12 protein-coding genes are annotated in these 13,500 nt (G+C 44.2%); 6 read left to right on the top strand and 6 right to left on the bottom strand.

Annotated features, from left to right (window positions below):
* Positions 1-63: 63 nt before the first annotated feature.
* Positions 64-693, bottom strand: coding sequence for a DsbA family protein (locus AK965_RS10060; protein ID WP_099079484.1), 630 nt, complete (start codon positions 691-693; stop codon positions 64-66).
* Between the two features lie 75 nt (positions 694-768).
* The gene (locus AK965_RS10055; RefSeq protein WP_099079483.1) at positions 769-1,104 is read right to left on the bottom strand and encodes a Grx4 family monothiol glutaredoxin; all 336 of its coding nucleotides are present in this window, start codon (positions 1,102-1,104) and stop codon (positions 769-771) included.
* 242 nt (positions 1,105-1,346) lie between these two features.
* Here AK965_RS10055 and sodB point away from each other — a divergent pair, with 242 nt between their 5' ends.
* The 3 genes from sodB to AK965_RS10040 all read left to right on the top strand — a co-directional run bounded on the left by sodB (position 1,347) and on the right by AK965_RS10040 (position 3,455).
* Entirely contained in the window at positions 1,347-1,931 is a 585-nt protein-coding gene (gene sodB / locus AK965_RS10050; RefSeq protein ID WP_099079482.1) for a superoxide dismutase [Fe], read from the top strand.
* A 144-nt stretch (positions 1,932-2,075) separates the two neighbouring features.
* Positions 2,076-2,579, top strand: a complete 504-nt coding sequence (locus AK965_RS10045; RefSeq protein ID WP_099079481.1) for a VC2046/SO_2500 family protein — start codon at positions 2,076-2,078, stop codon at positions 2,577-2,579.
* 192 nt (positions 2,580-2,771) lie between these two features.
* The gene (locus AK965_RS10040; RefSeq protein WP_099079480.1) at positions 2,772-3,455 is read left to right on the top strand and encodes an SDR family oxidoreductase; all 684 of its coding nucleotides are present in this window, start codon (positions 2,772-2,774) and stop codon (positions 3,453-3,455) included.
* 131 nt (positions 3,456-3,586) lie between these two features.
* Here AK965_RS10040 and adhE read toward each other — a convergent pair whose 3' ends face one another.
* Positions 3,587-6,289 carry a bifunctional acetaldehyde-CoA/alcohol dehydrogenase gene (gene adhE, locus AK965_RS10035; RefSeq protein WP_099079479.1) on the bottom strand — a complete coding sequence of 901 codons (2,703 nt, stop codon included), beginning with the start codon at positions 6,287-6,289 and terminating at the stop codon, positions 3,587-3,589.
* Between the two features lie 652 nt (positions 6,290-6,941).
* Between adhE and AK965_RS10030 the strand changes: the two genes are divergently transcribed.
* Positions 6,942-7,580, top strand: a complete 639-nt coding sequence (locus AK965_RS10030; protein WP_099079478.1) for a YchE family NAAT transporter — start codon at positions 6,942-6,944, stop codon at positions 7,578-7,580.
* A gap of 63 nt (positions 7,581-7,643) precedes the next feature.
* Positions 7,644-8,501 (top strand): ion transporter, encoded by an 858-nt coding sequence (locus tag AK965_RS10025; RefSeq protein ID WP_099079477.1) that lies wholly within the window; start codon positions 7,644-7,646, stop codon positions 8,499-8,501.
* 55 nt (positions 8,502-8,556) lie between these two features.
* Here the strand turns inward: AK965_RS10025 and asd are convergent, their stop codons facing one another.
* Positions 8,557-9,678, bottom strand: coding sequence for an aspartate-semialdehyde dehydrogenase (asd, locus tag AK965_RS10020; RefSeq protein ID WP_099079476.1), 1,122 nt, complete (start codon positions 9,676-9,678; stop codon positions 8,557-8,559).
* Between the two features lie 435 nt (positions 9,679-10,113).
* Here asd and nhaC point away from each other — a divergent pair, with 435 nt between their 5' ends.
* Entirely contained in the window at positions 10,114-11,547 is a 1,434-nt protein-coding gene (gene nhaC, locus AK965_RS10015) for a Na+/H+ antiporter NhaC (protein WP_099079475.1), read from the top strand.
* Positions 11,548-11,616: 69 nt separating this feature from the next.
* On the opposite strand, the gene AK965_RS10010 is transcribed toward nhaC, so the two are convergent.
* Positions 11,617-12,780 (bottom strand): chemotaxis protein, encoded by a 1,164-nt coding sequence (locus AK965_RS10010; protein ID WP_099079474.1) that lies wholly within the window; start codon positions 12,778-12,780, stop codon positions 11,617-11,619.
* Positions 12,781-12,890: 110 nt separating this feature from the next.
* The gene (locus AK965_RS10005) at positions 12,891-13,244 is read right to left on the bottom strand and encodes an Hpt domain-containing protein (protein ID WP_253252687.1); all 354 of its coding nucleotides are present in this window, start codon (positions 13,242-13,244) and stop codon (positions 12,891-12,893) included.
* Positions 13,245-13,500: the final 256 nt, after the last annotated feature.

Raw genomic sequence — 13,500 nt, 5'->3', positions numbered from 1 at the left:
CACTTAGTTACGATAAAGCCGCTGAATTCAGCGGCTTTTTGTTATCTGACTTTAGATGACAGCTTATTGTGCTGGCATGTTGTCGATAATACGTTCACGGATCAACTTAAGGGTTGACTCCGTCGACAAGTAATCAACATCGATAGGGAAGTAAGCATCGTTAATCTGCAATACCAAACTAGGGTAAGAACTGACTCCTAAGCTCTTAGCTAAACTTAGCTGATCTTGGAATACGCCTTCTAGCAAAGAGCCGTCCATATCGTTCTTGAACTGCTGAACGTTTAAACCAATCTCTCTTGCAAGTTGCAGATGGGTTGCTTCTTCATGAGGTGGCATCGCACGTAAGTAGTAAGCGTGTTGAATCGCCTCTAGCATCTGTTCATAAGAATCTTGGAAGCCTGCAGCGATAACGGCACGGCAAGATTGGTAAGTGCTACGTACTGGTGTGCACAACGTCCAGAAATCGTAGTTAAACTTGGTACCAAGCTGACACTCGATTTGCTTCCAAACCTGTTCAATTTTTTGCTGCATTTCTGGCGGCATTGGCAGATTAGTATCTGGCGCAAGGCCGCCCACCACATACTCAAATTGAATCACACCTGGCAGTTGTTGTTTCAGTTTTTCTATTGTGGGCTTGTATCCCCAACACCAACTGCACATCGGGTCATGTACGTAGTAAAGCTTTATATTCATTCCACTAACCTAAAAAAGAAAAAGGAGCCAGTTCGGCTCCTTGATATTCTATCGCTAAATGTGAGTATTGACGAATTACTCAGCGTCACCTTCAACACGTGCTGCCGCTTCTTTGATTAGAGGCTGAAGCTCACCTTTCTGGAACATTTCCAAAATGATGTCACAGCCGCCGATCAACTCGCCTTCAACCCATAGTTGTGGGAATGTTGGCCATTGCGCGTATTTTGGTAGCTCTGCGCGGATATCAGGGTTTTGTAGAATGTCTACGTAAGCGAACTTCTCACCACATGCCATCAACGCTTGCGCTGCCTGAGAAGAGAAACCACAGCTAGGCAGTTTCGGTGAACCTTTCATGTACAACAGGATTGAGTTTTCTGAAATCTGTTGTTTGATTTTGTCGATAGTTTCCATCGCTTCCTCATTCATGGATGTGAACTTTAATTATTGCCACATTCTACTCAATAAATGCAGAATAAAAACCACATAATTGATACGCCTTTTACTTAGCCACCTCAAAATATTTTCACATCGGGGTTTTAATAAAGTAAAAACTTGCTAAGATACTTTCCAAGTCAGTCGCCATGACTACAAATCAATAAGAACATTGGAAGCAATCGAAAGGTAATCCTTTCATATCTATGGAGAATCAATCAATGGCATTTGAACTACCAGCTCTTCCTTACGCGAAAGACGCGCTAGAACCACACATCTCGGCAGAAACGCTAGATTTCCACCACGGTAAGCACCACAACACTTACGTTGTTAAGCTAAACGGCCTTATCCCTGGTACTGAGTTCGAAGGCAAAACACTAGAAGAGATCGTTAAAACTTCTACTGGTGGTGTATTCAATAACGCTGCACAAATCTGGAACCACACGTTCTACTGGCACTGTCTAGCGCCAAACGCTGGCGGTGAACCAACTGGCGCGGTTGCGGAAGCAATCAATGCAGCTTTTGGCTCTTTCGAAGAGTTTAAAGCAAAGTTCACTGATTCAGCGATCAACAACTTCGGTTCTTCATGGACTTGGCTCGTTAAGAAAGCTGACGGTTCTCTAGAAATCGTGAATACTTCTAACGCAGCGACGCCACTAACAGAAGAAGGTTCTACTCCACTTCTGACTGTTGACCTATGGGAACACGCGTACTACATCGATTACCGCAACGTACGTCCTGATTACATGAACGGCTTCTGGGCACTTGTAAACTGGGATTTCGTAGCAGAGAACCTAGCGAAGTAACCTCTTCTCCCAAGTTCAATTTAGTTTTATGCAAAAGCTCGCGATTTCGCGGGCTTTTTTATTTTTCATTCCCCCTCTTATCGTGTAATTCCCCCTAAAGTTCTCCCTCTTAGTGCCGTTATAGAAGCATCAACGGGGAGCATCATGCAAATTCATACTTTAGACAAAGCAGCAATCATCAACGAGCTTCAGTTCGGCAATGGGATTAACCATGCTGTACATGATGGTCGTCGTGCTGATTTTGCGCTAATAATGTCGATGTTTTCAAATGACGTGCGTGATGTCGTTCCCGTCGAAGAAGTACCAGAAATTAAAACAAGCGACGATATTCTTCGTCATCAATTTGGTTTATCTCACCCACAAGCATTGCGTTCAGACAGCAGCAGTTATGAGATCGCCGCAGAGCAAACAAAACAGTTTCATCACGCTGGGCTGCCATCGGCAAAGCTCAGTCACTACCTAAAGCCAGATGCGCTAACCTACATGCCTCAGGATACCTTTAACCTACCAGAAGAGATCTACCACAACTTATCCGGTCATGAACGTCGCAGCTTAGGTGAACGTAATAAGCAATTGATTCCTGAAGCAGGCCTCTATAACCAATTGGTTGCGGCACAACGCCAGTATCAGATCCAAGTACAAGCGTAGCGATTCAATGTTTATCATAAAAATTGCATTTCAAGGACGTAAGAAATGTGACTGCTTACTAATTCCTAAACATTACCTACCATTGACTAAGCGTAGTTTGAACGTATTCACACATAATCAATAAATTTCATCCATGCTGTTAGCACGACCCTTTCTTGTATTGTTTACAAATACACATACACTGAAGATGCTATGGATATTAAACACTCAGTCATTCTCATTACCTCTGCAGGAACCGTTCTTGGCCGAACCTGCTCTAGTCATTTCGCCCATCTTGGCGCGACCGTGGTTCTGTGTGACGAAGACTTAAGTTCCTTAAATGAAACCTATCATCAAATTAGCGTGTTTTCTGACAAGGTATACGAGATAAATGTTTGTAGTGCTAACACAACGTCAGTCAACCTACTGTTTGATAAAATAGAGTCGCTACTAGGCACGACACCGGACGTTGTCGTGAATTGTTGGACCTGCTCCACGCTGCCCAGTTTAATGGCGCCAGAGCCAATGAGCACCTACATTGATCATCTCTCCTCCGCGGCACGATGCCTGTATACCTATGGCCAAGTGAGTGCAGAACGTTTTCGTTCTAGAAAAAAGAAGGGCGTCATCGTCAACGTTATCTCACATGACAACCACGTAAATCTGTCAGGTGTAGAAAGCATAGCTGCCTTAGTATCAGGGTTTACCTATAGTTGGGCAAAAGAGCTCACCCCTTTCAATATCCGGGTCGGTGGTGTCATCCCTTCGGTGAGCCATAGCAGTGAAAACGTGGAAGAAAGTCACTGGGCAGAGGTCCAAGACGAATTGGTGAGGAATACGGCTTATATCGTGACTAACGATTACTTTAGTGGTCGCGTGGTCACGACAGAAGTGTGATATGAAATTCTTCTGCTAAGCAAGGTCATTCTCGCTGAACAAAAAAAAGCCCCAACCTTTAGGTTGGGGCTTTAAGTTTCCCGATTAAGATTTCGTGCTAGCGAAAACCTTATCTCATAAGCAACGCTTAATTATGCGTCAGCTTTTTCTTTTTTTGCTTTTGGCGCAGTTTTCGCTGCTTCTTGGTCTGCTTTCTTCTTGATAACCGTTGTACCTTCGAAAGTTTCACCTTCAACGAACGCTTTACCGTAGTAAGAAGCAAGTAACACTTCTTTTAGCTCAGTGATTAGAGGGTAACGTGGGTTAGCACCTGTACACTGGTCATCGAACGCTTCAACCGCTAGTTCATCTAGTTTCGCTACGAAATCAGCTTCAGAAACACCTGCTGCTTGGATAGACATTGGGATGTCTAGGTTGCCTTTCAGCTCGTCCAACCATGCTAGTAGACGTTCAATCTTCTGAGCAGTACGGTCACCTTCTTGGCTTAGGCCTAGGTGGTCAGCAACTTCAGCGTAACGACGACGTGCTTGTGGACGGTCGTATTGAGAGAACGCAGTTTGCTTAGTTGGGTTGTCGTTCGCGTTGTAACGAACAACGTTCGAGATTAGTAGTGCATTCGCTAAACCGTGTGGTAGGTGGAACTCAGCACCAATCTTGTGCGCCATAGAGTGACAAACACCTAGGAATGCGTTCGCAAAAGCGATACCAGCGATAGTTGCCGCGTTGTGTACTTTCTCACGAGCGATTGGGTCGTTTGCACCGTTCGCGTAGCTTGAAGGTAGGTACTCTTTAAGCATCTTAAGTGCTTGTAGAGCTTGACCATCTGAGTACTCGTTCGCAAGAACAGATACGTAAGCTTCTAGAGCGTGAGTTACTGCATCGTAACCACCAAACGCTGTTAGAGACTTAGGCATGTTCATTACCAGGTTAGCATCAACGATAGCCATGTTTGGCGTGATTTCGTAGTCCGCTAGTGGGTACTTAGCACCAGTCTTGTCGTCTGTAACAACCGCGAATGGCGTAACTTCTGAACCCGTACCTGAAGTTGTAGTGATACATACAAGCTCAGCTTTCTTACCCATTTTAGGGAACTTGTAGATACGTTTACGGATGTCCATAAAGCGCATTGCTAGTTCCGCGAAGTGAGTTTCTGGGTGCTCGTACATTACCCACATGATCTTAGCAGCGTCCATTGGAGAACCACCACCTAGAGCTAGGATTACGTCAGGTTGGAAGCTCTTCATTGCTTCTGCACCTTTCTCAACAACAGATAGTGTTGGATCCGCTTCTACGTCAAAGAACGTTTGAACTTCGATGCCTTGCTCTTTAAGCAGTTTAACTACTTCATCAGCGTAACCGTTGTTGAATAGGAAACGGTCAGTTACTAGGAACGCGCGTTTCTTACCTTCTAGGTCGCTCATTGCGATTGGTAGGCTACCACGACGGAAGTAGATAGACTTAGGTAGTTTGTGCCACAACATGTTTTCAGCTCGCTTAGCTACAGTTTTCTTGTTGATAAGGTGCTTAGGACCAACGTTTTCAGAGATAGAGTTACCACCCCATGAACCACAACCTAGAGTTAGAGAAGGTGCTACATTGAAGTTGTAAAGGTCACCGATACCACCGTGAGTAGTCGGGATGTTTACAAGGATACGTGCAGTCTTCATCTTGTCACCGAAGTAACGGATGCGGTCAGCGTTTACGTCTTGGTTAGTGTAAAGACCAGAGGTGTGACCGATACCACCGATTTCAACCATTGTTACCGCTTGAGCAACCGCGTCTTCGAAGCTGTCAGCACGGAATAGACCTAGCGTTGGAGATAGTTTCTCGTGAGCGAACTCATCATCGATCGATACTTTACCTAGACCTTCACCTACAAGCACTTTCGTGTCAGCAGGAACTTTAACGCCAGCCATTTCAGCGATTGCTGGAGCAGGTTGACCTACGATTTTCGCGTTTAGCGCGCCATCGATAAGAAGTACTTTACGTACTTTGTCAGCGTCAGCTTTAGATAGAACGTGAGCCTTGTGAGAAGCGAAACGCTCTTTCACTTCGTCGTATACTTCGCTAACGACGATTGCAGCTTGCTCAGAGGCACATACTACACCGTTATCGAATGTTTTAGACATCAGGATAGAAGCAACAGCTCGTTTGATATCAGCGGTTTCGTCGATAACGACAGGAACGTTACCTGCACCTACACCGATTGCTGGCTTACCAGAAGAGTAAGCGGCTTTAACCATGCCTGGACCACCAGTTGCAAGGATAAGAGCAATACCGTCGTGCTTCATTAGCGCGTTAGAAAGCTCTACAGATGGTTGGTCAATCCAACCGATGATGTCTTTTGGAGCACCCGCTGCTACTGCTGCATCTAGAACAAGTTTAGCTGCGTCGTTAGTAGAGTTTTTAGCGCGTGGGTGTGGTGAGAAGATGATACCGTTACGAGTCTTAAGAGAGATTAGAGATTTAAAGATCGCGGTAGAAGTAGGGTTTGTTGTTGGTACGATACCACAAATAATACCTACAGGCTCAGCGATAGTCATCGTGCCTAGGTTGTCATCTTCTTCAAGGATGCCACACGTTTTTTCGTCTTTGTATTTGTTGTAAATAAACTCAGACGCGAAGTGGTTCTTGATTACTTTATCTTCAACAATACCCATACCAGACTCAGCAACCGCTTGTTGTGCTAGCGGAATACGAGCGTGGTTAGCTGCTAGAGATGCTGCACGGAAAATTGCATCCACTTTCTCTTGAGAGAACGTAGCGAATTCTTCTTGAGCCGCTTTAACACGAGCTACTAGAGCATCTAGTTCAGCCAAATTAGTTACAGGCATAGGGAATCTCCTAAAATTAACAAATATTAAAAACTTTTTAGTAAGGCTATTGTGTTTCGTTTTTACTGTTCATCAGTTATTTAGCAAACAACCGTCTTAGTAAATTGCTTTCAGGACTGAGTATAATATTTCAGAGTGTGAAAAAAATTGACTTGGATCACTTCTCTCTCTCGAAATACCTCAAAAGTAGTGGTTAACCACAACAAAGCAAGCTAAATAACTGATAAATATAAAAATTAAAATAATTTAACTTCAGTACAAAAAAACAGCATACAGATTTGAAACTATAAGAAACAACAATAATGTGTAAAAAAGTTTCATTTTCGGCCAACAAAATTACATGTAGTGCCAAGTTTATGTGCCACTGAGAGTATATCCGCTTTACCTTATCTCTCTACAATCCCTCTATTTTTTTATCAAAAGTGTGCGAATGTTAACGCTTGTATAAAACAGCTCATTCTCTCACCATCTTTTTACGTAACAAATCACTTACAGATTACATACGTTTTCTTCAATAATTAGTTTTTCTCACAAATAGTAGGCCAGATACGTTAGTTTTTTTCATTTCTTCCTACTAGACTTTTGCCTTACATTTAGCGACTAAATTACTCCTTCCCTTTTTCACTACTGTGATCCTTTATGAGTACGCGATATGCAGACTTTTGAGCTAGCGATTTTCCTGCAGTTTTTCCTAGGCTTAGTTGCCGCTGTTAACCCAGTCGGTATCATGCCTGTTTTTGTTTCATTAACCGGTCATATGACACCTGAAGAAAAGAACAAAACCGCAACGACAGCAAACATAGCGGTTGCGATTATTTTGATCATTTCACTCTTTGCTGGTCAGTTACTGCTAGACATGTTCAGCATTTCCCTAGACTCATTTCGTGTGGCTGGCGGTTTGCTGCTTTTAAGTATCGCTTTCTCAATGATGAGCGGTAAATTAGGTGAAGATAAACAGAACAAGCAGGAAAAAACCGAGTACGTTAGCCGTGAGCAGATTGGTGTTGTGCCACTGGCTATGCCGCTGATGGCTGGTCCTGGTGCAATCAGCTCAACCATCGTATACGGTGCGCGTTACCCGAGCATGATGGATACTGTCGGCATTAGTATCACTATTATGCTGTTCTGTTTATGCTCTTGGTTGCTATTCCGTTCCGCTCCTTTGATCGTTCGCTTCCTTGGCCAAACAGGCATCAACGTCATTACACGTATCATGGGTCTGATCCTTGGTGCGCTGGGCATTGAGTTCATTGCTAACGGTTTAAGAAACCTATTCCCTGGCTTAGCGTAAGTTCATAAACTTCTGGTATGATGTTGTGATTGATTTCATTTTCAAAAATGACAGTGCAACATCATGCCTCGCAAGTTTATTAAGCATCATTTATACGTCGTTATCTTCGGTACACATACCCGTGCCGGGCGCGCCTTTGATATCGCGCTGATTATCGCCATCATTACATCACTTGTGGTTCTTATTCTTGAGTCATTACCAAGCGTGATGACAGAGTGGTCTCAACAGCTTCGGTACATTGAATATACGTTCACTGCCCTATTTACCATTGAATACCTACTAAGACTCTACTGCTCACCAAAACCTAAGTCATATGCCACTAGCTTTTATGGTGTGGTAGACGTGCTCGCGATTTTACCCACTTATCTGGCCATCTTCTTCCCTGGTGCGTCCTTTATGGGGGTAGTGCGTTTACTGCGCGTGATGCGCATCTTCCGTATTCTAAAACTGGTTCGTTACCTACAAGACTCAAATATCCTGTTACGCTCACTGCTGATGGCGCGCCGCAAGATCCTCATATTCTTTAGTACCGTGGGGATCCTCGTTACTATTTTGGGGTCACTGATCTTCGTGATTGAAGGTCCTCACAACGGTTTTACTAGCATTCCGAAGAGTATTTACTGGGCCATTGTAACCATCACGACTGTTGGTTACGGGGATATGGTGCCACAAACAGATTTAGGTAAAGCGATAGCTGCACTGACCATGCTGCTGGGCTATTCAATTCTCGCCGTACCGACCGGTATTATTACTGCAGAATTAAGTAATGAAATGAACGCTCACAAACAACTAGTAAAATGTCCGAACTGCAATCGCTCAGGTCATGATTCAGATGCAATGCACTGTAAGCATTGTGGTAGTGAACTTGCCGACCCTGATAAACGCATTGTCAGAAATGAAGAGACTAAAAATCAGTCATGATAAAAAAGCGCCCAATTGGGCGCATTCAAAATAGATATCTTAGAACTGGGATAGATTAAGCCTTTTCAGCAAGGATAATTCGTAGAGTTCGGCGTAGAGGCTCTGCCGCCCCCCATAGTAGTTGGTCACCGACCGTAAAGGCATTTAGGAAATCATCGCCCATAGCCATCTTACGTAAGCGCCCTACCGGAATAGATAGCGTGCCTGTTACTTTCGCTGGCGTTAGCTCTTGAGCGGTAATGTCACGATTATTTGGAATTACTTTCACCCAGTCATTGTGCGTCGCAATGATCTCTTCGATTTCATCCATTGGCACGTTTTGCTTCAGCTTGATCGTCAATGCTTGAGAATGACAACGCATTGCACCAATACGAACACAAGTACCATCAATTGGCACTGGCGCATCTTGGAAACCAAGAATTTTGTTCGCTTCAACGCCCGCTTTCCACTCTTCTTTACTTTGACCATTATCACGCTTCACATCGATCCAAGGGATCAAAGAGCCCGCTAGCGGCACGCCGAATTGATCAGTAGGGAATGAAGAACTGCGCATGATGTCAGCCACTTTCTTGTCGATATCAAGAATAGAGCTAGAAGGATTCGCCAACTCGGAACTCACCGCGTCGTTGATCACACCCATCTGAGAAATCAGCTCACGCATATTTTGTGCACCTGCGCCAGACGCCGCTTGATACGTCATTGCACTTGTCCACTCAACTAGGCCTTTCTCGAACAGACCACCAAGGCCCATTAGCATCAAGCTCACTGTACAGTTACCACCAACAAACGTATTGGTACCACCGTGAATGCCTTGCTGAATTTGTGCTAAGTTTACCGGATCTAGCGTGATGATGGAGTCTTCTGCCATACGCAGTGTAGAAGCGGCATCAATCCAGTAGCCTTTCCAACCCGCTTTACGTAACGCCGGGTAAACTTTCTCTGTGTAACCACCACCTTGACACGTAATCACGGCATCAAGCCGCTTTAAGCTGTCAATATCGAAAGCATCTTGCAGTAGGCCCGCATCTTTGCTGTTTACAAATAGCGGTGCAGGAATACCCACTTGAGACGTGCTATAGAAAACTGGCTCGATCAAATCGAAGTCATTCTCTTCGACCATACGCTGCATCAAAACCGATCCGACCATGCCGCGCCAACCAACTAAACCTACTCTCATCGCATTAACTCTCCATGTATATTTTTGAAACTTTCTCCATAGTTCAATTTTCGACACAAAATCTCAAGCACTAATTTGAAAATAAGTACAACTTTTCGGCACTTATGCTTAGAAATGTCATCCAAAGAGGCATTCCTTTCTTTTGTTCTCTATGAAAACGGCCATTCACGAACAAAAGCCGAGGGGTGTTTGGTTATGGTCTTACCACTAAATGAGAAAATGAACATATGAAGCACGCTACATTTACACTACAAAACATTTAAGTCCATTTTGATTAATAATTACAGTGTATATATTTTACAAGCAAACGTTTATATGGACGATAGGCAAGATAAATCACCAAATGTTCGAAATATAATTTTTGTTAATGTATGTTAGGCCCGATTACAACAGGGAGCGCCTTCCTCTATTGCTCCAAGAACGACAGAGGCACATATGAAGCAAGTTACACCACGCCTTCCTAGTCTGATACAGGTATTGATCGCACTAGGTTTGTTTCTTTTTTTGGCGTTTTCATTTACTGCCAAATTAAACCTGCCAATTCAGCTCGCACTCTATATTGGTTGGTTCATTATTATGCTATTGGGCCTAAAACTTGGTCACCAGTATAAAGACCTAGAAAAAGCGGCACTAAACGGCATTTCTAATGGCTTAGGTGCGGTACTTATTCTTTTGGCTGTTGGCGCACTCGTGGGGACATGGATTTCTGGTGGCATTGTGCCAAGCATTATTTACTATGGTTTAAATGCGATTCACCCATCGATCTTTTTACTCGCAACCATGATCATTTGTTCTTTGACCGCTCTTGCTACGGGTACGTCTTGGGGCGCGGCTGGTACGGCTGGTATCGCAATGATGGGGATTGGACAAGGTCTTGGTGTACCCGCGTCAATTACTGCAGGTGCGGTGCTTTCAGGTTGTTACTTTGGTGACAAGATGTCGCCACTCTCTGACTCGGTCATCCTCGCTTCTTCAATGTCAAACGTTGAAGTGGTAGAGCACATCAAAGGCATGCTGCCGATCGCCCTAATCAGCTACATCATCACTGGCATTATGTTTACTGCGTTCGGATTCCACTACGCAGGTAAACTCGACATGAGCCAAGTGGAGTCAGTCATTCTGGCGATGGAGCAACAGTTTTATATCACCCCTTATTCATTTGTGCCTGTCATCATCGTGTTAGGTCTACTTGCGATGCGTATGCCTTCTTTCCCGGTCATCAGCTTTGGCTCACTGCTGGGTATCATTTGGGCAGTCATGATTCAGGATGTCGACTTCCTAACCGCATTTAATACCGCATGGGCTCCATTTGATATCTCTTCTGGTGTGGAGTTCATTGACTCGATTCTTAACCGTGGCGGGATGTCTTCCATGCTTAGCTCGGTTGCGGTAATCGTATTCGGTCTGGGTTTTGGTGGCTTACTCGATAAAGTCGGTGTTTTGGACACCATTGCGAAACTGTGCGAGAAACGAGTCCAAAGTGCGGGCTCACTCGCTACCAGCACCATTGGTACAGCATTCATGGGTAACGTTTTTGGCTCTGCAATGTACGTATCGCTCATCCTGACACCAAAAATCTGTGCGAAAAACTATGACCGCTTGGGCTACAAACGTAAGAATCTATCACGCAACGCTGAATTCGGTGGAACGCTAACATCAGGTATGGTGCCATGGAGTGATAACGGTATCTACATGGCAAGCATTCTTGGTGTGGCCACCCTATCTTACGCACCATTCATGTGGCTGAGTTTTGTTTGTATCATCGTAACTATATTCACTTCTTACATGGGTTGGTTTGTTGATAAATGTGAACCAACTGTGGACAGGGCAGAACAAGAAGAAAGCGAACTAAAACAGCAAACCGCTTAATCTCGTCAGCCAAACAAAAAAAGAGCGCTTCGTGCGCTCTTTTTTGATCTTACGTTTAAATGTTTCTCTTTAGACTGACGTTGGTTTCACTCTCACCGCAGAGCGTTTACCTAACATGTAGCCTAATGCTAGAGGCGCAAAGAAGATCACCAAGATGAATAAAATGAAGTAGATAATGGTGCTCTTCACCAGTTCAATCAGCTTGTCCATCGCCAAACTCACCACTTCCTGTGAAACATGGTCCAAGTTTTTAGCAAACTGAGCACGCTCACTTGAGATGATTTGTGCGATCTCTTGACGCTCTCTCGCCACCATTTTCTCTAGTGCTTGTCGCTCTTCACTTAGCTGAGATAAACGCTCTTCCGCTTTTTCATCAATATCTTCAACCAGTGGCTGCAACTGCACGGCCATTTGCTGTGCCAGATTTCGCATGTACTCAGGATTGTTGTCGATAAAGTCTTTAAGAGACTCTGATGTCACTTTTAAGCTATTCAATGCGGCATTAACGTGTTCAATACTTGCCGCGCTGTTCAACGCTAATAACTGTGCTTTCCACGTCATAATTTTTGGCGTTTGCTCAGACACGAGGCTTAGCCGGTCAGATACATCACCAATCGCTTCTGGCATCGTACCTAACGTCGTCACCGCCTCCTCTTCACTGATTTTGCTCGCCTCTAACCACGCTCGATAAGCCGGTGTACGAATCATGCTTAAATCAGCAAACGGGTATTGTGCAACAAAGTCTGCCACAAAGAGTTTGGTCTTGTTGTATACGTCTTTCTTCAATAACGATTGCGCTAGCTTATCGACCTCTTTCGCAAGGTGGGCGGAAACTTGCTGGGCTTCTGTGGTGGCAAACAAATCCTTCCCAGCGCCTTGAGAGTAAAACTGATTCATTTGCAGTGTAAACACCCAAGTATCAATCAACGCGGCCATAGGAGAAACTTGGTATGCCGCAGCTTGCAAGCCTTCTTCTGCGTTAATTTTCCAAAGTAAAATGTAAGACTGATGCACTTTATCTCTCGGCTCGTAACGTTCGTGGAGCACATCTGCGGCTTGCTCGACTTGAGCAAAAAACTGTTGAGCGTATTCCCGTGTCATAATACGCATGTTTAATTCTTGCTTGGTCAGCGGAACCGTTTGGCTATCAATTTTGATTTCCAGCAGCGAGCAGCCTGAAAGCGTCAAAACGAAACAAGCCACCATCAATGAGGATAGTCGGCGGATAGACATGAAATTACCTATGGTCAAAATCTACAGAACAAAAAAGAAATAACCAAGTCACAGAAGTAACTTGGCTATCGCGGCTATTTTAAGCCAGAGAGAGTTCAACCCGTTAGTAATTATCGCATCTTTTCAAGATTGAGAACTTGCTGGGCAAAATCGACCGTTCGTTTAAGTTCATTGCTCAACTTGGCAATCAGAGCCTTTGGAACTTCAATACCTTGCTTCATTAAGTGTTCAATATCGCTAGATACGCTATACAGAACCATCGCCCCTAAGTTACCAGATACGCCCCTCAGGCTATGCACTAGTCGTTGAGCTCTCTCTCGGTCGTCATTATTCATTAACTGCCTGAACTTCCCTCCATCACCGGAGTGGTCGTGAATAAAAAGTTCAAGCAAAAAGCGAACGGCCGCCTCGTCACCTGACAATGAATCAAGAATGTTATCAATATCGAGAATGGGTTCTTCCACTGCCAAGAGCATATCCTCCAAATGTTCTTTCTTATCCGTGACTAAATTCGCCTTCATTCATTTTTAACGATTGAGTGAAGGATGAGCCAACAACCGATAAGAGCTTGTTCTTCGCTTGCACACTGCACATAAAAAAAGAGAGCACGCGGCTAATGCCGATCAGTTAAGAGATAAATGATCGGTTGAACGATCCTACAGATGGCTTATAAAGGCTCTAAGTTCCCAAAACTTAGAGCCTTTTATTTTGCAATTAACC

Source organism: Vibrio sp. PID17_43, assembly GCF_002608565.1.
Lineage (GTDB): Bacteria > Pseudomonadota > Gammaproteobacteria > Enterobacterales > Vibrionaceae > Vibrio.
The sequence above is the reverse complement of the archived record's forward strand: the minus strand, read 5'-3'. Positions and strand labels throughout refer to the sequence as shown.